The sequence below is a fragment of the Parazoarcus sp. PS-13 R2A genome (assembly GCF_057621855.1).
Genome location: NZ_JBYEXN010000006.1, coordinates 97,399 through 123,096, shown reverse-complemented (window position 1 = coordinate 123,096; position 25,698 = coordinate 97,399). Strand labels below are relative to the sequence as shown.

20 protein-coding genes, 2 tRNA genes and 1 other RNA gene are annotated in these 25,698 nt (G+C 63.4%); 8 read left to right on the top strand and 15 right to left on the bottom strand.

Annotated elements, in window-relative coordinates:
• Positions 1-391 precede the first annotated feature (391 nt).
• Entirely contained in the window at positions 392-1,282 is an 891-nt protein-coding gene (locus tag AC22G6_RS08040) for a ZIP family metal transporter (RefSeq protein WP_487366351.1), read from the top strand.
• Positions 1,283-1,356: 74 nt separating this feature from the next.
• Here the strand turns inward: AC22G6_RS08040 and ffs are convergent.
• Positions 1,357-1,455, bottom strand: an RNA gene (gene ffs, locus AC22G6_RS08035) — signal recognition particle sRNA small type.
• A gap of 149 nt (positions 1,456-1,604) precedes the next feature.
• Between ffs and AC22G6_RS08030 the strand changes: the two genes are divergently transcribed.
• The 5 genes from AC22G6_RS08030 to AC22G6_RS08010 all read left to right on the top strand — a co-directional run bounded on the left by AC22G6_RS08030 (position 1,605) and on the right by AC22G6_RS08010 (position 8,430).
• Positions 1,605-2,426 (top strand): nitroreductase family protein, encoded by an 822-nt coding sequence (locus AC22G6_RS08030; protein ID WP_487366350.1) that lies wholly within the window; start codon positions 1,605-1,607, stop codon positions 2,424-2,426.
• Positions 2,427-2,491: 65 nt separating this feature from the next.
• The gene (locus tag AC22G6_RS08025; RefSeq protein ID WP_487366349.1) at positions 2,492-3,901 is read left to right on the top strand and encodes a TonB-dependent receptor; all 1,410 of its coding nucleotides are present in this window, start codon (positions 2,492-2,494) and stop codon (positions 3,899-3,901) included.
• A gap of 150 nt (positions 3,902-4,051) precedes the next feature.
• Positions 4,052-5,683: a BCCT family transporter gene (locus AC22G6_RS08020; protein ID WP_487366348.1), complete on the top strand. Its 1,632-nt coding sequence runs from the start codon at positions 4,052-4,054 to the stop codon at positions 5,681-5,683.
• A gap of 91 nt (positions 5,684-5,774) precedes the next feature.
• The gene (locus AC22G6_RS08015; RefSeq protein WP_487366347.1) at positions 5,775-7,670 is read left to right on the top strand and encodes a DUF294 nucleotidyltransferase-like domain-containing protein; all 1,896 of its coding nucleotides are present in this window, start codon (positions 5,775-5,777) and stop codon (positions 7,668-7,670) included.
• Positions 7,671-7,680: 10 nt separating this feature from the next.
• A complete protein-coding gene (locus tag AC22G6_RS08010) occupies positions 7,681-8,430 on the top strand; it encodes a 3'-5' exonuclease (protein ID WP_487366346.1) in 750 nt (249 codons plus the stop codon).
• A 28-nt stretch (positions 8,431-8,458) separates the two neighbouring features.
• Here the strand turns inward: AC22G6_RS08010 and nirD are convergent, their stop codons facing one another.
• From nirD to rnr, 9 genes are all read right to left on the bottom strand, one after another.
• Entirely contained in the window at positions 8,459-8,764 is a 306-nt protein-coding gene (nirD, locus tag AC22G6_RS08005; protein ID WP_487366345.1) for a nitrite reductase small subunit NirD, read from the bottom strand.
• Positions 8,736-11,237, bottom strand: coding sequence for a nitrite reductase large subunit NirB (gene nirB / locus AC22G6_RS08000; RefSeq protein WP_487366344.1), 2,502 nt, complete (start codon positions 11,235-11,237; stop codon positions 8,736-8,738). Before nirB ends, nirD begins: the two co-directional genes overlap by 29 nt.
• An 11-nt stretch (positions 11,238-11,248) precedes the next feature.
• Complete coding sequence (gene cobA, locus AC22G6_RS07995; RefSeq protein WP_487366343.1) at positions 11,249-12,013, bottom strand: uroporphyrinogen-III C-methyltransferase; 765 nt, start codon at positions 12,011-12,013, stop codon at positions 11,249-11,251.
• A 13-nt stretch (positions 12,014-12,026) separates the two neighbouring features.
• Entirely contained in the window at positions 12,027-12,821 is a 795-nt protein-coding gene (locus AC22G6_RS07990) for an ABC transporter ATP-binding protein (protein WP_487366342.1), read from the bottom strand.
• A gap of 10 nt (positions 12,822-12,831) precedes the next feature.
• Complete coding sequence (gene ntrB / locus AC22G6_RS07985; protein WP_487366341.1) at positions 12,832-13,752, bottom strand: nitrate ABC transporter permease; 921 nt, start codon at positions 13,750-13,752, stop codon at positions 12,832-12,834.
• Positions 13,753-13,784: 32 nt separating this feature from the next.
• Entirely contained in the window at positions 13,785-15,185 is a 1,401-nt protein-coding gene (locus tag AC22G6_RS07980; RefSeq protein WP_487366340.1) for a CmpA/NrtA family ABC transporter substrate-binding protein, read from the bottom strand.
• Between the two features lie 419 nt (positions 15,186-15,604).
• The gene (locus AC22G6_RS07975; protein WP_108950781.1) at positions 15,605-16,894 is read right to left on the bottom strand and encodes a nitrate regulatory protein; all 1,290 of its coding nucleotides are present in this window, start codon (positions 16,892-16,894) and stop codon (positions 15,605-15,607) included.
• A 78-nt stretch (positions 16,895-16,972) separates the two neighbouring features.
• Positions 16,973-17,695 carry a 23S rRNA (guanosine(2251)-2'-O)-methyltransferase RlmB gene (gene rlmB / locus AC22G6_RS07970; RefSeq protein ID WP_108977134.1) on the bottom strand — a complete coding sequence of 241 codons (723 nt, stop codon included), beginning with the start codon at positions 17,693-17,695 and terminating at the stop codon, positions 16,973-16,975.
• 172 nt (positions 17,696-17,867) lie between these two features.
• Positions 17,868-20,378, bottom strand: a complete 2,511-nt coding sequence (gene rnr, locus AC22G6_RS07965; RefSeq protein WP_487366339.1) for a ribonuclease R — start codon at positions 20,376-20,378, stop codon at positions 17,868-17,870.
• Between the two features lie 38 nt (positions 20,379-20,416).
• On the opposite strand from rnr, the gene AC22G6_RS07960 reads away from it, so the two are divergent.
• Together AC22G6_RS07960 and AC22G6_RS07955 are read left to right on the top strand one after the other, a co-directional pair.
• Positions 20,417-20,501 (top strand) — tRNA-Leu (locus AC22G6_RS07960).
• A 192-nt stretch (positions 20,502-20,693) separates the two neighbouring features.
• Positions 20,694-20,778 (top strand) — tRNA-Leu (locus AC22G6_RS07955).
• Between the two features lie 104 nt (positions 20,779-20,882).
• On the opposite strand, the gene AC22G6_RS07950 is transcribed toward AC22G6_RS07955, so the two are convergent.
• The 5 genes from AC22G6_RS07950 to hflK are packed head-to-tail and all read right to left on the bottom strand — an operon-like array spanning position 20,883 to position 25,695.
• Positions 20,883-22,193 carry an adenylosuccinate synthase gene (locus AC22G6_RS07950; RefSeq protein ID WP_108972958.1) on the bottom strand — a complete coding sequence of 437 codons (1,311 nt, stop codon included), beginning with the start codon at positions 22,191-22,193 and terminating at the stop codon, positions 20,883-20,885.
• Between the two features lie 4 nt (positions 22,194-22,197).
• Positions 22,198-23,352, bottom strand: a complete 1,155-nt coding sequence (locus AC22G6_RS07945) for an ATP phosphoribosyltransferase regulatory subunit (RefSeq protein ID WP_487366338.1) — start codon at positions 23,350-23,352, stop codon at positions 22,198-22,200.
• A gap of 7 nt (positions 23,353-23,359) precedes the next feature.
• Positions 23,360-23,545, bottom strand: coding sequence for a DUF2065 domain-containing protein (locus AC22G6_RS07940; RefSeq protein ID WP_108950777.1), 186 nt, complete (start codon positions 23,543-23,545; stop codon positions 23,360-23,362).
• 6 nt (positions 23,546-23,551) lie between these two features.
• Positions 23,552-24,433, bottom strand: a complete 882-nt coding sequence (gene hflC, locus AC22G6_RS07935; protein ID WP_108950776.1) for a protease modulator HflC — start codon at positions 24,431-24,433, stop codon at positions 23,552-23,554.
• The gene (gene hflK / locus AC22G6_RS07930) at positions 24,433-25,695 is read right to left on the bottom strand and encodes an FtsH protease activity modulator HflK (protein WP_487366337.1); all 1,263 of its coding nucleotides are present in this window, start codon (positions 25,693-25,695) and stop codon (positions 24,433-24,435) included. Before hflK ends, hflC begins: the two co-directional genes overlap by 1 nt.
• Between the last annotated feature and the right edge of the window lie 3 nt (positions 25,696-25,698).

Here is a 25,698-nt window from a genome sequence, read left to right as displayed (position 1 = left end):
AGCTTGATGGCAAGATCCTTCGATAATCAATAACCATCGAAACAATGCACTCAATCGATTGGCGCTATCAAAAGACGCCGCTTATTCTGGCGCCGTAACCCAGACAACGGACACTCCGGAGACCAGAAAGCCATGACCACATCGAACTTCAACTACCAGACACTGCTGGAAACCCTGCGCGAGATCTGTGCCGATTTCGCTTACACAGTCTGAGCCCCCTTCGCTCGGATGCGCTGCCGGCCGCTGCACTCAAGGGCCTGAATGCACGATGCTGATACCACCCACCTATCACATCGATCATTACGTTCAATTTTTACTATAGAAACACCAGAGCCATACTAAGCCTGTGCCCTGACACGTCGCCCGGGCAAAGATTCTGAGAGGTACTGCCATGATCGCTCGAGTTGCCCGACTGCATTTCCAGCCCAACAGCGCGGCGGGCGCCTTGCGCGCCGCCGGTGGCTGGTTGATCGCCCTGATCGGCTTCAGTCTTCTGGCCACCCGCATCGCGTCCGGATTGGCGGAGCTGGACGGCCCCCTCGCCGACGCGGTTGCGGGTGGCGCGATGGCCGCCGCCGCGACCGCGCTCGGGGCCGTCCCCTTGCTGGTCATGCGCAGGATCAGTGCCGGCATGCAAGGCATGCTGCTCGGATTCGGCGCGGGCGTCATGCTTGCAGCCAGTGTGTTCTCGCTGCTGATGCCGGCCTTCAGCGCCGCACAGGCTCAAGGCGCGAGCAGCACGGATGCCGCCTTGCTCGTTGCCACCGGGCTCGCCGTCGGCGCAGCCCTGTTGCTGGCGATGGATCGCATGCTGCCGCACACCCATTCACCGGATGGCTCGAAGTCGGCGACGGCCGTGTGGCTCTTCGTTTTCGCGATTGCGGTTCACAACATTCCGGAAGGGCTCGCCATCGGCGTGGCCAGCGGAACTGCCAGCAGCGGCAACGCGGTCGCGACCGGCATCTCGCTGCAGAACGTCCCTGAAGGTCTGATCGTGGCGATTGCGCTGGCAACGGCCGGCTATTCGCGCCTGCTCGCGTTCGCGGTCGCGGCCCTGTCGGGACTGATCGAGCCGATCGCAGCGGTGGCCGGCTCCCTGATGGTATCTGCGTCTTCGGCCTTGCTGCCCTGGGGGCTGGCTGGCGCAGCGGGCGCGATGCTGTTCGTCGTCAGCCACGAGATCATCCCCGAGTCGCATCGCAAGGGGCACGAAACACTGGCGACCAGCGGCCTGATGACCGGTTTCGTGGCCATGATGCTGATGGACACGCTCCTCGCCTGAACCGACCAGCCGGCGTCGGACGTCACGGACGAAAAAAGGGCGTCACCTTGCGGAGACGCCCTTTCTGAAATGAGGGTGGCGAGCCTGACCCCCGGCACTTGCAGGGAACGGCTGTGGCTGCTGCCTTCCGGCCCTGACCAGGTTCACCGCGCTGCAATGCGGGGAGACCCGCCACGGCGCGCACTATAACAGCGATCGCCCGCAACGTCAGCCACTATGAACGGAAGTGCCTCAAGCACGTATACTTGAAGCCTTCTCGCAGCAGTGCGCTGCGACACGGAATCCGTCGAATCGACCGCCCCTTATCACACAGGACAGTTACATGAGCGACACGCAGTCTCGCCTTGACACCCGTTACGGCAGCAATGCCATGCCCGCACCGCAGAGCTGGAGCCCGCTCATCGACAGCCTGCTCGGCCATCGTTCGGTGCGCAGCTATCTGCCCGCCCCGGTCAGCGACGACCAGCTTAGCGCCATCATCGCCGCAGCGCAGTCGGCTTCCAGTTCGTCGAACCTGCAGGCGTGGAGCGTCGTCGCCGTGCGTGACCCCGCCACTCGTGCCGCGCTCGCCGAATGCGCAGGCGGTCAGGCGCACGTAAGCGATGCGCCGCTGCAACTGGTGTGGCTTGCCGACCTCGCCCGCCTCGAAAGCCTGGCGACATCGAACGAGCGCCCGAGTGCTGCGCTCGATTACCTGGAGATGTTCCTGGTTGGCGTCATCGACGCGGCACTTGCGGCACAGAACGCTGCGGCTGCAGCCGAGTCAATCGGCCTGGGCACGGTGTACATCGGCGGCATGCGCAACAAGCCCGAAGCCGTGGCAGAACTGCTGAACCTGCCGCCCCGCGTGGTCGCCGTCTTCGGCATGTGCGTGGGCACGCCCGACCCGGCCAAGCCGGCTGCGGTCAAGCCGCGTCCGCCGCAATCGGTCGTCGTGCACCACGAGCGCTATTCGCTGCCCGCGCAAGCACCTGGCATCGAAGCCTACAATGCAGCGATGGCGCGCTTCTATGAAGAACAGCAGATGAAAGTCCACGGCACCTGGGCAATTCACTCGGCCAAGCGGATCGCCGGCCCGGAGACGCTTTCCGGCCGCGACCACCTCGTCGAAGCGCTGAACAAGCGCGGTTTCCCGCTGAAGTAAGCCCGCCTTGCAGCGACGGGCGCGCTCGCGTCCGTCGCCCTGCCCTAACGTACGGAGTCGACCCGATGCGCAAACGTGACACCATCCTCTCGACCGATCAGAAGGCTCTCGCCCTCAATCTCGACAAGTTCAAGTACGGCTCCATCGTGGAGATCGGCGCAGGGCAGGAAGTCGCGCGCCGCTTCTTCCATGTCGGCGCGGCTGCAGGGACGGTGGCCAAGACCATGTCAGCCTACGACATGGCGGTCAGCGACGATATCTACGGTCATGTCGATCGCTACGTCAGTCGCGCACGACTGATGCAGATGCTGGACAAGGAGTTCACCCAGGTCGTCGACCGGCTCACCCATGTCCGCCCCAAGAACACCACCTTTTTTGCCTACGCAGCCACGGTCACCGCGCGCAGCTTCAAGCAGAAGAATGAATGCCACGGCTGGATCGGCATCCGCCTGCAGCTTCACCCTGGCGCACAACCGAGCGACGTGATCCTGCACGTGCGGATGCTCGACAACGACAATGCCCTCCAGTCCGAAGCGCTCGGCATTCTCGGCGTCAATCTGATCCACGGCGCATTCTTCCACCACGACCAGCCCGAGTGGGTTATCGAGGGCCTGGCCGACGGACTCTCCCCGGAGCGCATCGAGGTCGACCTGATCCACTTCGCGGGTCCATATTTCGAGGAAGTCGAGAACCGGCTGATGAACCTGCACCTGATCAGCAGCTGGCTGACCCGTGCAGTCATCTTCAATCCGGCAGGCGAGGTGGTGGTGCCCGGCGAACTGCTCTACCGCAAGCCGATGCTGGTCATCCGCGGCACCTTCAAGCCGGTGACCTGCGTCAATATCGACATGATGCTGGGCGGGCAGAAGCAGTTCAGCCAGGAGTCCGCGGTGGCCGAGCAGGAAGTCCTGTCACTGGCCGAGATCACGATGAATTCGCTCGCCAGCGGCGACAGCATCGACGGTGCGGATTTCCTTGCGCGCATCGACCTGCTCGCCTCGCAGGGATACACGGTGATGATCTCGGACTACGTGCGCTTCTTCCGCCTGCGCGCCTACCTGCGTCGCTACACGCAGAAACCGATCGGCATCGTCATGAGTGTGCGCGACCTCGAAGTGCTGTTCGACGAGAAATACTACGACGGACTTGAAGGCGGCATCCTCGAGGCCTTCGGCAAGCTGTTTCCCGACAACACGCACGTCTACGTGTACCCCTCCCGCCCCCACGGCGCGGCAGAGATGATCACGCTCGACAACGTCCCGGTGCCCGGGCACCTGCGCCACCTGCTCGCCCACCTCAAGGAAAACGGCAAGCTGGTCGCGATCGAACCGCAGGACGCTGGCCACCTCGAGATCGACTCTGCCGAAACCCTGGCCGGACTGCGGCGCGGGCGCGGCAACTGGGAGCAGGACGTGCCCGAGGGCGTGGCACAGCGGATCATCGAACAGAGGCTGCTCGGCTTCGATTCCGAGTGAGCCGGTGCGACATGCGTGCAGGCGACGCATGTCGCACCAAAGCAGGCCGGCTTTCATGCGTGGTAGACTCCGGCCGCTAAGTAGCATCAGCCTAGTACCTTGTGTCTGGCGATCCATCCCTCTCCATCGTCCCCAACAAGGAAGCCTCCCATGACAGAGAAACGGGATCCAATGATCCCCGACGGTGACGTCAATCCCATCGATACCGACTACAAGATCGGTCAGGACAATATCCTGGTCAATGTCGGGCCCTTCGGCCTCGACATCCACAACCGGGTCTTCGCAATCTCGGCCATTGCAGTCATCGCCTTCGTGGCTTTGACCCTGATGTTCCAGACTCAGGTCGAACCGATGTTCAGCAGCATGCGCGGCTGGCTGACCTCTAACCTCGACTGGTTCTTCATCGGCGCGGGCAACATTTTCGTTCTGGTCTGCATCGGACTCGCGATCTCGCCGCTGGGCAAGGTTCGCCTCGGTGGCACCGAAGCGAAACCCGACTACACCTACACCGGCTGGTTCTCCATGCTGTTTGCCGCCGGCATGGGTATCGGTCTGATGTTCTTCGGCGTTTCCGAACCGCTCTCGCACTTCGGCAGCTCGCTCGGCGGCACCGCAATGGAAAACGGCGTGCGCACCGACTGGGCACCGCTGGGTGCTGCGGCCGGTGATGCTGCAGGCGCATCGCGTCTTGCGATGGCTGCAACGATCTATCACTGGGGCCTGCACCCGTGGGCGATCTACGCCATCCTCGCGCTCGGCCTGGCACTGTTCTCCTTCAACAAGGGGCTGCCGCTGACGATCCGCTCGGTGTTCTACCCCCTGCTCGGTGAGCGTGTGTGGGGCTGGCCGGGTCACGTGATCGACATCCTTGCGGTGTTGGCCACCCTCTTCGGCCTTGCGACCTCGCTCGGCTTCGGCGCCTCGCAGGCTGCCGCCGGCCTCAACTACCTGTTCGACATTCCGCTGGGCAATACCACGCAGATCGTGCTGGTGGTGGGCATTACCGCCATTGCGCTGGTATCGGTGCTGGCCGGACTCGACGCTGGTGTGAAGCGCCTGTCCGAGATCAACATGGTGCTCGCGGTGCTGCTGCTGGCCTTCGTGATCCTGGTCGGCCCGACGCTGGCGATCATGACCGGCTTTGTCGACAACCTCGGCGCCTACCTCGAGTTTCTGCCTGCCCTGGCCAATCCGATCAACCGTGAAGACGTGAACTTCTCCCAGGGCTGGACGGCCTTCTACTGGGCGTGGTGGATTTCCTGGTCACCCTTCGTCGGCATGTTCATCGCCCGCGTCTCGCGTGGTCGCACGGTGCGTGAGTTCATCATTTCGGTTCTGCTCGTGCCTTCGCTTGCCTGCGTGCTGTGGATGACGGTATTCGGCGGCACTGCGATCAGCCAGCTGGTCAAGGACGGCTACGAGGCTGCGGCCAACGCCGACCTGCCGCTGCAGCTGTTCTACATGCTCGACGTTCTGCCACTGGCGCAGATCACCTCCTTCCTCGCCATCATTCTGGTCGTGGTGTTCTTCGTCACCTCGTCCGACTCCGGCTCGCTGGTGATCGACGTCATCGCTGCCGGCGGCAAGGTCGATGCCCCCACGCCGCAACGCGTCTTCTGGTGCACCTTCGAAGGCCTGGTCGCCGTTGCACTGATTCTGGGGGGCGGACTTGTCGCGCTGCAGGCGATGGCGGTATCGACCGGCTTCCCCTTCACCATTGTGCTTCTCGTTGCCACGATCTCGGTGATCAAGGGTCTGGCGTCGGAGCCCAGGGCCTCCTGACCTGACGCTTGCCGCATGGCAGTCAAACCGGGCGAGCGCTTGCTGAACAAGTGCCCGCCCGTTTTTTTTCACCTTCACCGTGGCCACCCAGATGCAGGACGAACAGCTAGAGATCCTTGATTTTCTGCGCCGTTATCCGCCGTTCCAGGAACTGCCGGAAGAGACCCTGCACGTCGTCGCACAGTCGGTGGACGTGCGCTACTTCAAGGCCGGCGCCCGCATCCTCGAGTTCGGCGAGGAGGCGCTTGCCTGGTATGTGGTGCGCAGCGGCGCGGTGGAAGTCTTCCGCCGCAACGGCACGCTCTATAACCGCCTGACGGAAGGCGGTTACTTCGGCGAGTTCGGCCTCCTGCATCGCAAACAGGTGCGCTTTCCGGCTGCGGCGCTCGAAGACACCCTTGTCTATCTGATTCCGGAGCCGGTATTCACCGACCTGTTCGAGAACAACGAGCAGTTCGCCGATCTGGTCGAGGTCGAGGACCGCACCCGCCTGCGCCAGGTCGTGTCCCGCCGCGAAGACGCAAATCAGCTGATGTCGGCGACCGTCGATGTGCTGATCAGTCGCGAGCCGGTCATGCTCGGGCGCGGCTCGACTGCGATGGATGCGGCACGTTGCATGACCGACGAGGGCGTCTCTTCACTCCTGATCGTCGACGAACCGGATGCGGCATCGCCAACGCCAACGCCAACGCCAACGCCAAGCATGGCCGGCATCATCACCGACCGTGACATCCGCGTGCGACTGGTGTCGCAAGGTCTGAGCTACGACACGCCGGTCACCGACATCATGTCGTCGGAGCTGGTCTGGGTCGAACACAATCAGCTCGTGTTCGAAGCCATGCTGCAGATGCTGCGCAACAACGTGCACCATCTGCCGGTGCTCAAGAATCATCGCCCGATCGGTGTGGTCGCGCTGTCGGACATCATTCGCTATGAGTCGCGCAACAGCCTGTTCGTGGTCAGCAGCATTTTCCGCCAGCAAAGCGTCGATGAACTCGCGGCGCTCACCGCCGACGTCCACGCCTGCTTCTCTCGCATGGTGACCGAAGATGCGAGTTCGCGCATGATCGGCAGCGCGATGGCGGTGATCGGGCGCAGCTTCAAGCAGCGTCTGCTCGAACTCGCGGAGGAGCATCTTGGGCCGCCGCCCGTCCCCTACTGCTTTCTGGCGCTGGGTTCGATGGCGAGACAGGAACAGCTCATCGTCACCGATCAGGACAACGCGCTGGTGCTCGACAACAGTTTCGATCCTGCACGCCACGACGACTACTTCAAGTCGCTGGCCGCCTTCGTCAGCGACGGCCTGGCGCGCTGCGGCTACACCTACTGCACCGGCGGGGTGATGGCGACCAATGCAAAGTGGCGCCAGCCGCTGCGCGAGTGGGAGCGTTACTTCACCGAGTGGATCGAGAAGCCGACGCCGGAGTCGCTGCTCAACAGCGGCATCTTTTTCGACCTCGATGGCGTCTGGGGCAAGACCGAATGGATCGATGGCCTGCGCCGCCTCATCTCGCGCAAGGCCAAGGGCAACTCGCGCTTTCTCGCGTGCATGGCACGCAATGCGCTCCTGCGCACCCCGCCGCTGGGCTTCTTCAAGGATTTCGTGGTGGAATCCGACGGACGACACAGCCGTGCGATCAATCTCAAGCGACGCGGCACGGCCCCGCTCGCCGACCTGATTCGGGTGCATTCGCTGGCAGTGGGATCGGTTGCGCTGAACTCCTTTGAACGCCTGCGCGACATCATCGAAGCCAACATCCTGCCGCGCGGACGCGGGCAGGACCTCCACGACGCGCTCGAATTCGTGTCCATGGTGCGCATCCGCAATCAGGCGGGCGACCTCGCCGTGGGCAACGAGCCCGACAACAGCATCGAACCGGAGAGCCTCTCCGACTTCGAGCGCAAGAGCCTGCGCGATGCCTTCCTCATCCTGAGCAACGCGCAGAAATACCTGAAGTTCCGCTACCAGCCCGGCCGCAGCGCGTGAGGGTGCCATCGTGCTACATCTAGGCTCACTGCAGCAGAAACAGCCCGGCGCCACGTCCGGCACAACAGTGCACGACTGGCCACAGCGCTTTGCCGAACTCGCAGCGGCCGCGCACGACGAGCGACTGAAGCGCTTCTACGCGGCGGGCGCGGTCGCCGGCGACACACCGCTGTCGGCGGTGCCCTTGATGGCGCTTGATGTCGAGACCACCGGCCTCGATCCGGTGCGCGACGGGATCGTCAGCATCGGACTGGTGCCGATGCGCCTCGACCGCATCCTCGCCAGCCAGTCGCGGCACTGGATTCTGAAGCCGCGCACGGCGCTGGGTGAGGAGTCGGTGACGATTCATGGCATCACCGACTCGCAGGTCGATACCGCACCCGACCTGATCGAGATCCTCGACGAAGTGCTGCAGCACATGGCAGGCCATGTGCTGGTGGTGCATTGCAGTGCGATTGAGCGCCAGTTTCTCAACGGCGCGCTGCGACCACGCATCGGCGAGAAGATCGAGTTTCCGGTGATCGACACCATGGAGCTTGAGGCGCGCCTTCACCGCAAGAAGCGTCTTGGGCTGTTTGCACGCCTGTTCGGCCACAAACAGCGCTCCATCCGGCTTGCCGCAAGCCGCAGCCGCTACGGACTGCCGCGCTACCGGCCACACCATGCACTGACCGACGCGCTCGCCTCCGCCGAGTTGCTGCAGGCGCAGATCGCCCACCGCTTCTCACCTGAGACCCCGGTCAGCGCACTCTGGTCCTGAAGACCACAGCACGCTGACCGGCGCAGCATCAGGTCTCCAGCCACACCTCCCCGGCTTCGATCCGCACCGGATAGTTGCGCACACAGCCCTCGTCCGGCGCACACGCATGACCGGAATCGAGTTCGATGTTCCAGTTGTGCAGCGGGCAGGTCACCTTCTGCCCATGCACGATGCCCTGCGAAAGGGGACCGCCCTTGTGCGGGCAGGCATCGGCAATCGCGTACACGTTGTCGCCTTCGGCACGGAACACCGCGATGTCGCCATCGGCATGCGCGACGACGCGCGCACCGAGTGCCGGGATTTCTTCAAGAGGACACAGTTTCTGCCAGGCCATGGCGATCTCCGTTGCTGTTGTTCAGGTCGATAGTCTGGTAGTTGCGCACCAGGGGCGCTGTACGCTGCTCGGCCCAGGGATCGGGCGCGTCCTTCAGTGCAAACAGCAGGCGCTCGTACAGCGCCTTGCGGTTGGCGGCGTCTTCGACGACGCGCTTCTTCGCATGCTCGAGACCGACACGCTCGATGTAGTGGCAGGTGCGCTCGAGGTAATAGGCCTCCTCGCGGTAAAGCTGCAGGAAGGCACCGCCGTACTCCATCACCTCCTCGTCGCTGCCGACCTTGCAGAAGAACTGCGCGACCTCGGTCTTGATGCCGCCGTTGCCGGCCACATAGAGCTCGTAGCCGGAATCGACGCCGATGATGCCGACGTCCTTGATCCCGGATTCGGCGCAGTTGCGCGGGCAGCCTGACACCGCCAGCTTCACCTTGTGCGGACTCCACATGCCGAACAGCATCTTCTCCAGCTTGACGCCGAGATCCATCGCCAGTTGCGTGCCGAAGCGGCAGTGCTCCATGCCGACACAGGTCTTCACCGTGCGCAGGCTCTTGCCGTAGGCGTGACCGGAGACCATGCCGGCTGCGTTGAGGTCGGACCAGATCAGCGGCAGGTCGGCCTTCTTCACGCCGAGCAGGTCGATGCGCTGGCCACCGGTGACCTTGACCGTCGGCACCTTGTACTTCTCGGCCGCGTCTGCGATCGCACGCAGTTCGTCCGGCGTGGTCAGCCCGCCCCACATCCGCGGCACCACCGAGTAGGTGCCGTCCTTCTGGATGTTGGCGTGGGCACGTTCGTTGATAAAGCGGCTCTGCGGGTCGTCTTCGGCCTCGAACGGCCAGGTGGAGATCAGGTAGTAGTTGAGCGCAGGACGGCAGGTGGCGCAGCCGTTCGGCGTGCTCCATTCCAGCGCCCGCATGGTGTCCGGAATGCTGAGCAGCTTGTGCTGACGGATCGCCTCGCGCACTTCTCCATGCGTATGCTCGGTGCACCCGCACACTGGCTTCGCATACTTGTCGGTGGATTGGTAGGCGCCACCGACGGTCGAGGCGAGAATCTGCTCCACCAGGCCGGTGCATGAGCCGCAGGAGGACGACGCCTTGGTGTGCTTCTTCACCTCTTCGAGCGTGAACAGCCCCTTCTCGCGGATCGTCTTGACGATGGTGCCCTTGCACACCCCGTTGCAGCCGCAGATCTCGGCACTGTCGGGCAGGAGTGCGGCCTGGCTCTGCCCCTGATGGCCAGCGTCGCCCAGTTGTGACTGGGTGAAGCTCTGACCGAACATCAGGTGATCGCGCATCTCGGACACATCCTTGCCCTCGCGTACAAGCTGGAAGTACCAGGCGCCGTCGGCAGTGTCGCCCACCATCACCGCGCCCGCGAGCTTGTCGTCCTTGAGCACCAGCTTCTTGTAGACGCCACCGGCCCGGTCATGCAGCACGATCTCGTCGCAGTCGGCACCACCCTGGAAGTCGCCAGCGGAGAACACATCCACGCCTGTGACCTTGAGCTTGGTCGAAGTCACCGAGCCTTCGTAGCGGCCGATACCGAAGCCCGCCAGGTGGTTCGCGCACACCTTGGCCTGATCGAACAAGGGGGCCACCAACCCGTAAGCGGTGCCACGATGGTTTGCGCACTCGCCCACCGCATAGACACGCGGATCGGTGACCGTCTGCAGGGTGTCGGTGACGACGATGCCACGGTCGCAGAGCAGACGGGCCGACTCGGCCAGGCTGGTGCTGGGGCGAATGCCCGCCGCCATCACCACCAGGTCGGCAGCCAGTTCGGTGCCGTCCTTGAGCCGAACGGCGCCCACACGACCGCTGTCTGCCGCCACCAGTTCCGCTGTCTGCGCCTGCAGGCAGAACTTCATGCCTTTGGCTTCGAGCGAGGCCTGCAGCATGTCCGCCGCCGATTTGTCGAGCTGGCGTTCCATGATCCAGCCACCGAGGTGCACCACGGTCACCTCCATGCCGCGCAGAATCAGGCCGTTGGCCGCTTCGAGACCGAGCAGGCCGGCACCGATCACCACTGCGTGGCGGTGATGCCGTGCCGCGTCGATCATGGCTTCGGTATCGGCGATGTCGCGATAGGCGATGACACCCGGCAGATCCTTGCCCGGTACCGGCAGGATGAACGGCACCGAACCGGTCGCCAGCAGCAGGCGGTCGTATGCGACCTCGGTGCCATCATCGGCACGCACCGTGCGCCGCGCGCGATTGATCTCGACCACCTTGCGCCCGGCATGCAGGGTGATGCCGTTGTCGCGATACCAGTCGAGATCGTTGAGCATGATGTCGGGCAGGGTCATTTCCCCGGCCAGCACCGGCGACAGCAGGATGCGGTTGTAGTTGCCGTGCGGCTCGGCGCCGAACACGGTAATGTCGAAGCAGTCGGGGGCGTGCTTGAGCAACTCCTCCAGGGTTTTCACCCCTGCCATGCCGTTACCAACCATGACCAGTTTCTGTTTCTGCATGATGTACTCCTTCAGGCCGCGAGGATGCGTGCCGAAATGTCCGGGGTGGAAACCGTCGCCACGGCCAGCGCGGCGACTTCGCCCACAACGATGATCGCCGGCGAGGCCAGCCCTTCAGCACCGACGCGCGCAGGCAGGTCGGCGAGCGTGGCCTTGACGTGGCGCTGGCCGGGCAGAGTGCCCGATGCGATGGCAGCGGCAGGCGTGTCGGGGGGCAGGCCGGCGGCGATCAGCCGTGCCACGATATTGAGCAGGCGGGACAGCCCCATGTAGATCACCAGGGTCGTGCCGCCTTGGGCCAGCGCACGCCAGTTGGGCTCGTCGCAGCCCTCGCCGGAGGTACCGGTCACCAGCGTCACGCCCTGGGTGTAGGCGCGGTGCGTCACCGGAATGCCGACTGCGGCCGGCACCGAAATCCCTGCTGTCAGCCCCGGCACGACTTCGGCTTCGATGCCGGCTGCGGCGAGTGCTTCGACCTCTTCACCGCCACGCCCGAACACGAAGGGGTCTCCCCCCTTGAGCCGCAGCACGCACTTTCCGCGACGCGCATAGCGCACCATCAGCCGATGAATGAAACCCTGCGGCGTGGATGCCTTGCCGCCACGCTTTCCCACTTTCAGCACCCGCGCGTCAGGCCTCACCATGGCGAGGATCTCGTCGGAAACGAGGTCGTCAGCAAGCACGATTTCGGCCTTCTCCGCGAGCAGCCGGGCCGCACGCAGCGTGAGCAGGTCCGCGGCACCCGGTCCGGCACCGATCAGATACACGTTTGACATGTCCGTCTCCGGGTCAGGCTGCGCGTTTGAGCTGCTTGTTGTATAGGAACTCCATGATCGCCGCGCGGCACTCGCCGAAGTGATGATCGTGGGCCAGGGCGAGTCGTTCTCGCGGGCGCTCGATGTTCACCTCGAGGATCTCGCCGATGGTCGCCGACGGACCGTTGGTGAGCATGACCACGCGGTCGGACAGCAGCACGGCCTCATCGACATCGTGCGTCACCATCACCATGGTCGCCCTGGTGGCCGCGAGGATCTTCATCAGTTCATCCTGCAGATTGGCGCGGGTCAGCGCATCGAGCGCGCCGAAGGGCTCATCCATCAGCAGGATTCTTGGCTGCATCGACAGCGCGCGGGCGATGCCGACACGCTGCTTCATGCCACCCGAGATCTCGCTCGGATACTTGTTCTCGGCGTGCGTCAGGCCGACGAGTTCAAGCGCCTCGTGGGTACGCTCCCTGAGCTTCGCCTTGCCTTCCCTGGCCGAGAACACGCGCTCGACCGCGAGGTAGACGTTGTCGAAGCAGGTCAGCCACGGCAGCAGGGAGTGGTTCTGGAACACCACCGCCCGCTCTGGCCCGGGGCCTGCGATCTCGCGGCCGTCGCACAGCATCACGCCGCTGCTGGGCAGAGTGAGTCCGGAGATGAGATTGAGCAGCGTCGATTTTCCGCAGCCGGAGTGACCGATCAGGGAGATGCTCTCGCCTTCGCGAATCTCCAGATTGACGTCGCGCAGTGCGACGAACGGCCCCTTCTTGGTGTCGAAGGACTGACCGACACTTTCGATCTGTACGATACGTTTGGTCATGACGATCTCCTTAGCGGCTTTCGTAGCTGAAATGGCGGGCCACCATCATCAGGGCCTGCTCGAGAATCAGGCCGACGATGCCGATGATGAAGATGGCGATGATGATGTGCTCGACCTTGAGGTTGTTCCATTCATCCCATACCCAGAAGCCGATGCCGACGCCGCCAGTGAGCATTTCCGCGGCGACGATCACCAGCCAGGCGGTACCGATGGCCAGGCGCACGCCGGTGAGGATGTTGGGCAGGACTGCAGGGAAGAGGATTCGGGTGACCACCTTCCATTCAGACAGGTTGAGCACCCGGGCAACGTTCAGATAGTCCTGCGGCACCGAGCGCACGCCCGCCGCGGTGTTCATGATCATCGGCCAGATCGAGCAGATGAAGATCACCCAGATCGCGGCAAGGTTGGCCTCCTGAAACACCAGCAGACCGATCGGCAGCCAGGCCAGCGGCGACACCGGACGCAGCAGGCCGATGACGGGTTCGGTGGCCATGTTCATGAACTTGAAGCGACCGACAATGAAACCCAGCGGGATGCCGACCACCGCAGCGAGGCCGAAACCGACACCGACTCGCCCCAGCGAATACAGCACGTTCCAGCCGATGCCCATGTCGTTGGGGCCGTTGTCGTAGAACGGGTCGGCCAGCAGCTCGACTGCCGCATCCCAAGTCACCAGCGGCCCGGGAAAGATGTCGATCCGGCTCGACACCGCCCACCAGATCGCGAGCAGCAGCCCCATGCCGGCGGCCATGGCCACCAGGCTGCGCGCCAACCCGGACGCGATCGGGCGAAGTCGCTCCGCCAGTCCGGGCGCTGCCGGCTCGGTGACAACCGGATGAACCACCGCACGAGCCGCGGCATCCGCAGTCCCTGCCATGCTTTCGGTCGGCTCGGCAACAGGCCGGCCTGCAGTCACTGAAATCGCAGTCATATCCTTGTCCTTTTCTGTCGTCATGCACGGAATCAGGCGTTTGCCTTGGCAAGTGCATCGAGGCTGACCTTCATCGCATGCACCTTGAAGCCCTTGAGGTAATCCACCGGCCTGGACGGGTCGAAGCTCACGCCGTCGAAGAAGCGATCCGGCCCCATCGCGATCGGCGACGTGGCCTTTTCCAGCGTCCACGCCGCTGCGTGGGAGCCTTCGGTCTTGTAATCGATGGTCGGGATGGCGATGCCAAGATCCTTGGCTGCGTCGCGGTAGATGTCGCTTCGATAGACCTGTTCGGCCACTTTCCTGAAGTTGATCGCGCTCTCGATCTGGCCCCATCGCACCATCTGCGTAAGGAACCACACCGCATGCGAACGCCACGGGAAGGTCGCCGCGTAGCGGTAGAAGACGTTAAAGTCCGGCATCTTCTGCGGCCCCTCGGCCTTGGTGTACATCCAGGTCCCGGTCATCGAGTTTTCGACCACCGACGCCGGCGCATTGACGTAGGACTTGGCGGAGATGATCTTCACGACCTCGTCGCGGTTCTCGGGCTTGTCCATCCACTGCGCGGCCTCGATCAGCGCGCGCACCGCAGCCTTGTGCGTGTTCGGGTTCTTGTCGGCCCATTCGCGGGTGACGCCGAAGACCTTCTCCGGATTATTGTTCCAGATTTCGTAGTTGGTGATGATCGAGCGGCCAATGCCCATCTCCACTGCGCGCTGGTTCCACGGCTCACCCACGCAGTAGCCGACGATGTTCTTCGACTGCAGGTTGGCCACCATCTGGGGCGGTGGAATCACGATCAGACGCACGTCCTGGTCGGGATCGATACCGGCCGAGGCCATCCAGTAGCGGATCTCATAGTTGTGGGTGGAGACCGGGAACACCATGGCGAAGGTCATCGGCTCCTTGCCAGCCTTCTTGTCCTCCTCGATCACTTTCTTCAGCGCCAGCGCTGAGGTCGGGCGACCCTGCATCGCGGCCGGGTCGGCGGCGAGCATGCGCTCGTAGAGTTCATTCGACACGGTGATGCCGTTGCCGTTGAGGTCCATCGAAAAGGCGGTGACGGTTTCCTGCTGGTTGGCGCCGACCCCGAGCGTGGCCGCAAGCGGCATGCCGGCCAGCATATGAGCACCGTCCAGTTCGCCCAGCGAAACCTTGTCGCGGATGTTGGCCCACGACGCCTCCTTCGACACCTCGACATCAAGGCCGTGCTTCTTGAAGAAGCCCTTTTCCCTGGCGATCACGATCGGCGCACAGTCGGTAAGCGGGATGATGCCGAACTTCAGCGTGGTTTTCTCCAGCCCTTCCGAGCCTGCAGCCCAGACGCCGCCGGGAAAAAGACCGGACAGCATCGCTGCAGTGCCTGCCGCAGCACCGGCCTTAATAAAACCGCGACGGGTCAACTCGGGGGTTTTGTTCGTCTGCTTGGTCATCGTGAACTCCTTGATTGAAATCTGAAATGCAAGAAAGGCGCCCATTCCTGTTCGGCGCTTGCAGCGCGGAGGGAATGGACGCCTTTGTCCAGTGCTCGGGATTGTGTCGAACGCCGGACCATCGTTGATCCAGCTTTGCGTTTTCTAATGCAGTAAGCGTGCCAGTTCCGCGCATGAGGCCGCAGCCCCCGAAAACACTGGGATCAGGGGAAAATAGCGGTAACAGGTGCCAAGAGGCTGACGCACTGCTGCAGTGCAATGTCGCGGCACCTGCACAGGCTTAGTGCAGACGTGCGCCCTCAGCGTCCCATCGCCGGAGGGGCGAACTGCGACATCCGGGGCATGAGGAGATCCGTCTGAAGGCTGCCGTGAAGCGCGGGCTCACGCCCCTTTTCGGGGCCGCCACCCGCTGCTGCGGCTCAGTCGGGCTTGAGGAACTCGGCGAGCGAGAGCGTCGCCTCGGCAACATCGACAAGGCGACGATGCTGATCCATTGCGGTTTGTCGCAACAGTTTGTAGGCCTCGTCTTCGCTCAGGCCGCGCCTGGACATCAGCAGACCCTTGGCGCGCTCGACCAGCTTGCGTTCATTGAGCGCCGCACGCGCGGTATTGAGTTCATCGCTCATGTCCTGCAGTCGCTGCGACTGCAGCTGCATGAGATCGAGCACCGAACGCCCGAGCTTGGGACTGAGTCCGTCCGCCTCCACCAGCCCGGCTGCATCGCCCTCGGCGGGCGGCGCCGAGGTGGCCGACTTGTCGAAAAAAACCGCCAGCGGCGCCGCACTCTGTCCGCCGAGCGCCGAAAGTGCATCGAGAAAGCGCTTGTGATCGTGCAGATCGGAGCGCGCTTCGAGCAGCTTGGCCTCACACAGATGCAGCAGCGCATTGGTCGCACAGTCTTCGACCTGGCGCATCGCATCGATTCGTGAGGTGGTGCATTCGAACCAGCGTTCGCTGGCCTCGGCCGCCACGGGGGCACTCGACGCAGCGCAGGCGATGCGACGCATCCGTTCCACCTCGGCAATCGCGGGTGAGGTCTGGGCATTGCGCCAGATCGTGCGCAAGGTGGGATCGGCAAACTCTACAAAAATCTGGAAACAGCGGTCCTGGGCATCAATCAGGTGCGCGAGCCGCTGCTGCTCCGTAGCTTCGAAGCGACCGGCTGCAAAACCGGCTGCACCGGCCGCACGCTCCTGCCCGGCCAGCTCCTTGCCCTGCATGAAGTTGAACAGGGCAACCAGCGCCCGCGACACCGCCGGGTCTGCGGCGATATCTGCTGCCTCGAAAACCACCGCCATGAGACCAGCAATTAGCTCGGTAAAGCTGCGGGTGGCTTCTTCGACCCCGAGCGTGCGCCCCGCCACCCGGCTGCGCAAGGCCGGAAGCGCATCGAGGCCGTGCAGCACGTAGGCGATGCGACTGAACAGTCGCACGCCACCCGCCATACGGCCTGAATCGGTATCGAGCTGGACGAAGCGTTCGCGCGCAGCGGCTTCTGCCGCCACGCTGGCCTCAACCCGCTCCAGCCGCTGTGCGGCAAACCGACGCCCGGCCGACGCCAGATAGACGTTGGACACGCCACGCTCCTTCTGCAGCATGTGCACGAGCTCACTCACGCCCTTCACGAGACCACTGGTGATCTCAAGCTGCTCCAGGCCATGAATCTCGCAGCGTTTGGCCGCCACCAGAAAACCCAGCGCAGACTTCATCCCATCTCCTCCACGGACGCCCTATTCGCCTGACCCCGCTACCACATGCAACACCGCCGAAACACCGCGCGAGCCGACTCAGGCTCCGCGCTGACGCCTTGCCTCGAACAGACAGATGCCACTGGCCACCGAGACGTTGAGGCTCTCCACCGACCCCAGCATTGGGATTTTCGCCAGCACGTCGCAGGTATCGCGAGTCAGCCGGCGCAGTCCGTCGCCTTCAGCCCCCAGCACCCAGGCCACCGGCCCCTTCTGGTCGACATCGAACACCGACTGCTCGGCTTCACCGGCCGCACCGATGATCCAGACGCCCGCTTCCTGCATTTCGCGCAGTGCTCGGGCAAGGTTGGTGACGGTGATATAGGGCACGGTATCGGCTGCGCCACTGGCGACCTTCACCGCAGTGGCATTGAGCCCGACTGCGCGATCCTTGGGCGCAATCACCGCATGCGCACCCACTGCGTCCGCCACCCGCAGGCAGGCGCCGAGATTATGCGGATCCTGCACACCGTCGAGTACCAGCAGCAAGGCGGGCTCATCGAGTGACTCGAGCACGTCGGCCAGCTTGAGTTCACGATGCCGCCCATCGATACGGGCGATCACGCCCTGATGGCGACGGGTACCAACCATGCCGTCGAGGCGGTCCGATTCGCTCGGGATCAGGCGCACACCCTGGGCTTCGGCAAGCTGCTGTACTTCACGCGCGCGAATGTCCTGGCGCTGACTCGACAGATAGAGCTCGAACACCGCTTCCGGGTCACGCTTGAGCTTGCCGAGCACGGCATGAAATCCATAGATCAGACGCGACGCGGGACGCCCTGCATCAGCGCTGACGTCCGCTGCGACCGCTTCGTCGACCGCTGCGGTTTCATGACGTTTCGGCTTCGGCCTGTGCTCGCCGCGCACTGGCGGGCGTGCTGCGCGCGCGCCGTCCTCGCTGGGACGTGATCGGGAGCCGGAACGGGAGGGGGGTTTAGCCACGACGCTTGCCTTTCTTCTTTGATGTTGCAGCCGCTGCTGCGGCCTTCGGTTTTGATTTACGTGCTGCGGGTGCTTCGGTGCGGGCCGCTGCATTGGGCTTGCTGCCACGCCCGGCACGTGAAGCCGGGGCACGCTCGGCGGCCGGACGCGGCGCCGGCTCGGAAGCACTGCGCCCCTTGCGCCGGGTCGGCGCTGCAGACCCCGCATCCACAGGCGCATGGTCACGGGCGGTCTTGCCGCTGCGCTCGGTCGGCCGGCTTACGCCTTCGATCAGGCGGAAGTCGATCTTGTTGGTTTCCAGATCCACCCGCACCAGCTGTACCCGCACCCTGTCCGACAGCCTGAAGCGCGCGTTGGTGCGCTCTCCCGCCAGCTCGTGACGCGTCTCGTCGAAGTGGAAGTAATCACTACCGAGGTCCGAGATATGCACCAGGCCCTCGATGAAAATATCGTCCAGCGCGACGAAGAGGCCGAAGGGTACCACTGCCGATACGCTGCCGGAAAATTCCTCGCCGACGCGATCCTGCATGTAATAGCACTTGAGCCAGGACACGACATCGCGGGTCGCCTCGTCGGCACGGCGCTCGGTGCTCGAGCAGTGCGCACCGATCTCGTCCCAGTCACCGGGCTGGTAGCTGTCGCTCTTGAGCGCGGCCTTGATGGCACGGTGCACCAGCAGGTCGGGATAGCGCCGGATGGGCGACGTGAAGTGGGTGTAGGCGTCGTAGGCGAGGCCAAAGTGACCGAGATTGTCCGGGCTGTACACCGCCTGACGCAGCGAGCGCAGCATCACGGTCTGCAGCAACTGGGCATCCGGCCGTTCCTTGACCTTGTCGAGCAGCGCTGCGTAATCCTTGGCGCGAGGCTCGTCCCCGCCACCAATGCCCATGCCGAACTCGGACAGGAATCCGCGCAGCTTATCGAGCTTTTCCGGCGTGGGGCCTTCATGCACCCGATACAGTGCGGCCTGATTGCGCTCCTGCAGAAAATCGGACGCGCAGACGTTGGCCGCGAGCATGCACTCCTCGATCAGGCGGTGGGCGTCGTTGCGCACCTCGGGCACGATGCGCTCGATCTTGCCGCCATCGTCGAAGATCATCCGCGTCTCGGTGGTCTCGAAGTCGATCGCACCGCGCTTGGCGCGCGCCTTGAGCAGCACCCGGAACAGCTTGTCGAGGTTCTGCAACTGGGGCAGCAAGCCGCCGACCTCTTCCAGCGCCGCTGCGTCATGGTCGTACAGCGCCGCAGCGACCTTGGTATAGGTCAGGCGCGCATGAGAGAACATCACGGCCGGATAGAAGCGGTAGGCCTTCACCACCCCGGTCATCGAGATGCTCATGTCCGCGACCATGCACAGACGCTCGACCTGGGGGTTGAGCGAGCACAGCCCGTTGGAAAGCTTCTCCGGCAGCATCGGAATGACGCGGCGCGGGAAGTAGACCGAATTGCCGCGGTCGTAGGCGTCCTTGTCGAGCGCGCTGCCGGTTTCGACGTAGGCGGAAACGTCGGCAATCGCCACGATCAGCCGGAAGCCGCGCCCCTGGCGTTCGCAATACACCGCATCGTCGAAGTCGCGCGCGGTCTCGCCATCGATGGTGACCAGCGGCAGGCCGGTAATGTCCTCCCTGCCAACCCAGTCCTTCTTGCGCACCTTGAGCGGCAGCTTGCGCGTTTCCGCCTTGGTCTCGGAAGAGAATTCATAGGGCAGGTCGTGCTTGCGCAAGGCGATCTCGATCTCCATGCCGGGGTCGGCATAGTTGCCGAGCACCTCGACCACGCGACCGATGGGCTGCGCAAACTTGGTCGGCTGTTCGATCAGTTCGACCGTCACCACCTGGCCCGGCGTCGGCTTCTTGCCGCCTGGCGCCACCAGGATGTCCTGAGCGAGACGCTTGTTCTCCGGCACCACCAGCAGGACACCATGCTCGTTCAGCACACGTCCGACGACGCGCGCGTTGGCGCGCTCAAGGATCTCGACAATCCTGCCCTCTGGCCTGCCGCGGCGGTCCTGCCCGGCAATGCGGACAATCACGCGGTCGCCATGCAGCACCTCGCGCATGTCCTTGGGCCCGAGGAAGATGTCGGGGCCGCCGTCATCACGGCGGAGGAAACCGAAGCCGTCCGGGTGACCCTCCACCCTGCCGCGGATCAGGTCGGCCTTGTCCGGGATCAGATAGGCGTCGCGCCGGTTGCGCACCAGCTGGCCGTCACGCTGCATCGCGCGCAGACGGCGGTCGAAATGCTCCAGCTCGTCGGCGGTGATGTCGAGCGCACGGGCGAGATCGTCGAAAGACATCGGCACGCCCTGATCAACCAGGATCTGTTCGATGTATTCGCGGCTGGGCAAGGGGAGCTCGTATTTGAGCGATTCGCGCTCGAAGAACGGGTCGGCACGACGAATCGCGCTCGGCCCCTTGGCACGGCTGCTTCTGCGTCGCCCGGCCTTGGGTGCTTCAACAGCGGCTTCGGGAACGGCATTGGTTTTTTTGGTGTTTCTGGTCATTGACTTTCTTCTTTAAGTGCTTATAATGCGCGGCTCTTGCCCAGATGGCGGAATTGGTAGACGCACTAGTTTCAGGTACTAGCGCTGCGAGGCGTGGAGGTTCGAGTCCTCTTCTGGGCACCAGTTTCGCAGGAAAGCCGCTCTTCGGAGCGGCTTTTTTGTTTGTATTGTACGCAAGCGCGTACGGGAAAATCGACTGGCAGCTTTGCCAGTCCGCCGCGACGTGCAATCTTCTTCGTCGAATTCACGATCCGGGAAAAATTTTCAACGCTGGCCTTCCATCCACGAAAAGACCCGGCTATAATGCGCCTCCCTGCCCAGATGGCGGAATTGGTAGACGCACTAGTTTCAGGTACTAGCGCTGCGAGGCGTGGAGGTTCGAGTCCTCTTCTGGGCACCAGTTTCAAAGAAAAGCCGACCTTGTGTCGGCTTTTTTCTTTTCTGCGCACCGGAAGCAAACATCCGGTGAAGCCGGCCTTGCGGCCAGCTTCACATTCAGCGCTTTCAGGCACCAAAGGGATGACGACGCAAAATGGTCTCGTCACGCTCGGGACCGGTCGAAATCACGTCGATCGGCACTTCGCAGATCTCTTCGATGCGGTGCAGATAGGCACGTGCCTCCTGCGGCAGCGCATCCCAGCTCTGAGCACCAAAAGTCGTGCCACTCCACCCTGCCATGGTTTCGTAGATCGGCTCGCAGCTGGTCACCTCTTCGGAACCCATCGGCAGCAGATCGATACGCTTTCCGTCAAGCATGTAACCGGTACACAGCTTGAGCTCCGGCAGTCCGTCGAGCACATCGAGCTTGGTGATGCACAGACCCGTCACACCGTTGATGATGATCGAACGCTTGAGCGCAGCCAGATCAAGCCAGCCGCAGCGGCGCTTGCGCCCTGTCACGGTGCCGAACTCACGCCCCTTGGTCGACATCTGCTCGCCCGGCACACCCTTGGTGTCGATATCGAGCTCGGTCGGGAACGGACCACCGCCGACGCGGGTGCAATAGGCCTTGGTAATACCCAGCACATAGTGCAGACGGCCCGGACCCACGCCGGAACCCGCTGCAGCCTGGCCGGCCACGCAGTTGCTCGAGGTCACGAACGGGTAAGTCCCGTGATCGATGTCGAGCAGCGTACCCTGCGCCCCTTCGAACAGCAGGCTGCCACCATTCTTGTTGACCGCATACAGCTCGGCCGAGACGTCGGCGACCATCGGCAGGATCTTCTCTGCGTCGCGCATCGCTTCGTCGAAGACGGTCTGAAAATCGACAGCATCGGCGCCGAGATGCTGGGTCAGCACGAAGTTGTGATATTCGAGGTTGCTCTTGAGCTTCTCGGCGAAACGCTCACGATCGAACAGGTCATACACCCGCAGTGCGCGGCGTGCGACCTTGTCTTCATAGGTCGGCCCGATACCCTTGCCAGTCGTGCCGATCTTGTCGCACGCGGATTTCTTTGCCTCACGGGCGCGATCCAGCGCCGAGTGATAACCAAGAATCAGCGGACATCCCGGGCTGATGCGCAGGCGCTCACGCACCTTGATGCCACCGGCCTCAAGCGTTGCGATCTCGGACAGCAGGTGGTGAACGTCCAGCACCACACCATTGCCGATATAACAGGCCACACCCTCGCGCACGATGCCCGACGGCACCAGATTGAGCTTGTATTCCTTGTCACCGATCACCAAGGTGTGACCGGCATTGTGCCCGCCCTGGAAGCGGACCACGCCCTGGGCGTGATCGGTCAGCCAGTCAACGATCTTGCCCTTGCCCTCGTCGCCCCACTGGGTACCGACAACCACCACGTTCTTCGACATCTATTTACTCTCCCTGAAGCGGCTCGACCGTCCACCGGCCTCCCCGCATCACAAGCTGCCGGTCGCATCCGGCTTCGTTCCAGGTTCCATCGTGACCCGGCAGTGTGGTCACGACGATTTCGCCCTGCTCTCGCAGGACGGCAATTTCGGTCAGCAGCGCCGCATCCTGCGCATGTGGCGCAAGAATGGCACCGATCGCATCGGGGTCAGGCAGACGCAAGGCCAGTTCGCGCAGATCGAGACTGAATCCGGTCGCCGGCCGGGCGCGCCCGAAGGCTTCCGCCACACGGTCGTACCGCCCGCCCAGCGCCAGCGCTGCAGGCGATCCACCACCGTAGGCCGCGAACACGACACCACTGTGGTAATGATAGCCACGCAAATCGGCCAGATCGAAACTGATCGGCAGATCGGCAAGTGCAACGGCCAGCTGACGCAGATCGTCGAGCGCGGCAGCAATCTCGGCATCCTTCGGCAGACGGGCAGCAGCCAGCTCAATCACTTCCGGCCCGCCATAGAGCTCGGGAAGCATCAGCAGTGCGCTGCGCACCGGCTCGGCAACATCGACCAGCATCTCGCGCAGTCCGGGGACATCCTTGCTCTGCAGGAGATCGAACAGCATCTCCTCGCGCCCCGGCACCAGTCCGGCACGCCCGGCAAGCGCATGGAACAGGCCCACATGCCCGATGTCGATGCGAGTCGCAGGCACGTCCGCCAGGCGCATCACCTCGGCCAGCAGGCGCAACACCTCGATGTCGGCTTCCATTCCGGCGTGACCGTAAAGCTCGGCGCCGAGCTGCAGCGGCTCGCGGGTCGCAGTCAGCGTCGACGGCAAGGTATGCAGCACGCTGCCGCAGTAACACAGGCGCGTCACCCCCTGACGATTGAGCAGATGGGAGTCGATACGCGTGACCTGAGGCGTCATGTCCGCGCGCACCCCCATCGTCCTGCCCGACAACTGGTCGACCAGCTGATACGTACGCAGACGCAGGTCGCGGCCGGCGCCGGTGGTAAGCGAATCGAGATACTCAAGCAGCGGCGGCATGACCTGCTGGTAACCGCGCACGCGGAAAGCGTCGAGCAGCTTGCGGCGCAGGCCCTCTAGCTTGTCGGCTTCGGACGGCAAAGCGTCCTGTATGTGATCGGGCAATACCCAGCGCATGAAAGGCTCAACCAAAGACGTACAACAGGATCAGCCCCGCCAGCATCGACGACAGACCGATAAAGCGGATCTGACCGTCAGCCATGCGGGCGAGACGTAAAAAGGTTTCGCGCCAGGTAGCTGGCGCGACGAAAGGGACGATGCCTTCGATGATCAACATCAGCGCGAAGGCCGTCAGCAGGGTAGCACCCATTGGAGATCAGTTCCGCCCGGTCCCCTTGGAGTTCTTCATGAACTTGAAGAAATCCGAACTCGGATCGACAACCATCACGTCATCCTTGCCCGAGAAGCTGGCGCGGTAGGCCTCCAGACTGCGGTAGAAGGAGTAGAACTCCGGACTCTGACCAAAGGCTTCGGCATAGATCGCCGTCGCCTTGGCATCACCCGCACCCTTGGTCCGCTGCGCATCACGATAGGCTTCGGCGATGATCACCTCACGCTGACGGTCTGCATCTGCACGGATCTTCTCAGCTTCGGCGGCACCCTGCGAACGCAGTTCGTTGGCGACCCGCTTCCGTTCGGCTTCCATCCGGCGGTAGACCGACTCGGACACTTCCGACGGCAGATCGACCCGCTTCAGACGTACGTCGATGATCTGGGCGCCGATCTTGCGCGCATCCTGGTCTGCCTTGGCCCGCATGTCTTCCATGATCTGGTCACGCGCACCGGATACAACGTCGTGCACCGTGCGCTTACCGAACTCTTCACGCAAACCGGCATTGACGGTCTGTGTCAGTCGAATGCGCGCACGCGCTTCATCGCCCGCCACCGACTCGTAGTACAGACGCGGATCGATGATGCGCCACTTCACGAAGTGATCGACCAGCACGTTCTTCTTTTCGGACGTAATGAAACGCTCGGGCTCAGGCGTATCCATGGTCAGGATGCGCTTGTCGAAATAACGTACGTTCTGGATCAGCGGCAACTTCACGTTCAGGCCGGGCTCGCTGATGACGTCCTTCACTTCACCAAGCTGGAACACGATCGCGAACTGACGCTGATCGACTGTAAAGAGCGACATCGAGGCAACGGCTGCGAGAAACAGCAGCACGCCGCCAATCAGAGACATCTTGTCACGCATCAACGCTCTCCCCGCTCACGGCTGCGCAGCAGGTCGCGACTACGCGGGTCCAGGCTGCCGGCCGGTGCATTGGTTGCTGCAGGCAGGGTCACCTGCGGGTCATTCACAACAGCAGGCGCGGTCGTGCCGGCCTGCTGGATGATCTTGTCCAGCGGCAGGAACAGCATGTTCCCGTTGCCCTTGGCATCGATCATGACCTTGCTGGTACTGGCCAGCACCTGCTGCATCGTTTCGAGGTACATGCGCTCACGCGTCACTTCGGGCGCACGCTTGAACTCGGTAAACACCTGGTCGAAGCGGCTCGCCTCACCCTCGGCGTTTGCGATGACACGCTCGCGGTAGGCATCGGCCTCTTCCAGCAAACGCGAGGCAGTACCACGGGCACGCGGAATCACGTCGTTGGCGTAGGCCTCACCTTCGTTCTTCTGGCGCTCGCGGTCCTGACCGGCCTTGACGGCATCATCGAACGAAGCCTGAACCTGCTCGGGCGGCTGGGCGTTCTGCATCGTCACTCGGCTGATCTGGATGCCGGTCTCGTAGCGGTCGAGAATGCCCTGCATCAACTCCTGCGCCGTCGCTGCGATTTCTTCACGTCCCTCGTACAGAACGAAGTCCATGCGGCTCTTGCCGACGATCTCGCGCATGCCGGTTTCGGCCACCTGAGCAACAGCCTCGTCCGGGAAGCGGTTGTTGAAGACGTAGTTCTCGGGGCTCTTGAGCACGTACTGGACCGCGAACTGGATGCTGATGATGTTTTCGTCATCGGTCAGCATCAGCGCTTCGCGCAGCGCCTTGTTGCGTTCGGAGCCGCGATAGCCGACTTCCACCGTACGCACGCCGGTCAAGTCGACGATCTCGTGCGTCTCGATCGGTGCCGGCAAGCGCCAGCGCAGACCGGGATCGGTAGTTTCGGTGAACTTGCCCAGACGCAGGACCACGCCGCGCTGGTTGGCATCTACGGTGTAGAAACCGCTCGCAAGCCATACGACCACGACCAGCGCCAGCAAGGCACCGATGCCGCCACCGAACTGCTTGAAGGAGAAATTTGGGAGTTGCGGGCCGTCGCCACCGCCACCATCGCCGCCACCGCCCGAGCCATTGTTGCGCCCGTTGCGCTTGCCGCCGAACATGCCGGAAAGACGTTGATTGAAATCGCGCCAGACTTCCTCTAGATCAGGAGGTCCCTGGTTACCGCCGCGATTGCCTTCGCCGCGATCACCGTCGTTTCCGCGGTTACCCCAGCGTGGATCGTTGAGTGACATGAG

Coding starts and splice junctions, on each gene's coding strand:
- AC22G6_RS08040 (WP_487366351.1), top strand. CDS start 392: ATGATCGCTCGAGTTGCCCGACTGCATTTCCAGCCCAACAGCGCGGCG.
- AC22G6_RS08030 (WP_487366350.1), top strand. CDS start 1,605: ATGAGCGACACGCAGTCTCGCCTTGACACCCGTTACGGCAGCAATGCC.
- AC22G6_RS08025 (WP_487366349.1), top strand. CDS start 2,492: ATGCGCAAACGTGACACCATCCTCTCGACCGATCAGAAGGCTCTCGCC.
- AC22G6_RS08020 (WP_487366348.1), top strand. CDS start 4,052: ATGACAGAGAAACGGGATCCAATGATCCCCGACGGTGACGTCAATCCC.
- AC22G6_RS08015 (WP_487366347.1), top strand. CDS start 5,775: ATGCAGGACGAACAGCTAGAGATCCTTGATTTTCTGCGCCGTTATCCG.
- nirD (WP_487366345.1), bottom strand. CDS start 8,764: ATGGCCTGGCAGAAACTGTGTCCTCTTGAAGAAATCCCGGCACTCGGT.
- nirB (WP_487366344.1), bottom strand. CDS start 11,237: ATGCAGAAACAGAAACTGGTCATGGTTGGTAACGGCATGGCAGGGGTG.
- cobA (WP_487366343.1), bottom strand. CDS start 12,013: ATGTCAAACGTGTATCTGATCGGTGCCGGACCGGGTGCCGCGGACCTG.
- AC22G6_RS07990 (WP_487366342.1), bottom strand. CDS start 12,821: ATGACCAAACGTATCGTACAGATCGAAAGTGTCGGTCAGTCCTTCGAC.
- ntrB (WP_487366341.1), bottom strand. CDS start 13,752: ATGACTGCGATTTCAGTGACTGCAGGCCGGCCTGTTGCCGAGCCGACC.
- AC22G6_RS07980 (WP_487366340.1), bottom strand. CDS start 15,185: ATGACCAAGCAGACGAACAAAACCCCCGAGTTGACCCGTCGCGGTTTT.
- AC22G6_RS07975 (WP_108950781.1), bottom strand. CDS start 16,894: ATGAAGTCTGCGCTGGGTTTTCTGGTGGCGGCCAAACGCTGCGAGATT.
- rnr (WP_487366339.1), bottom strand. CDS start 20,378: ATGACCAGAAACACCAAAAAAACCAATGCCGTTCCCGAAGCCGCTGTT.
- AC22G6_RS07950 (WP_108972958.1), bottom strand. CDS start 22,193: ATGTCGAAGAACGTGGTGGTTGTCGGTACCCAGTGGGGCGACGAGGGC.
- AC22G6_RS07945 (WP_487366338.1), bottom strand. CDS start 23,352: ATGCGCTGGGTATTGCCCGATCACATACAGGACGCTTTGCCGTCCGAA.
- AC22G6_RS07940 (WP_108950777.1), bottom strand. CDS start 23,545: ATGGGTGCTACCCTGCTGACGGCCTTCGCGCTGATGTTGATCATCGAA.
- hflC (WP_108950776.1), bottom strand. CDS start 24,433: ATGCGTGACAAGATGTCTCTGATTGGCGGCGTGCTGCTGTTTCTCGCA.
- hflK (WP_487366337.1), bottom strand. CDS start 25,695: ATGTCACTCAACGATCCACGCTGGGGTAACCGCGGAAACGACGGTGAT.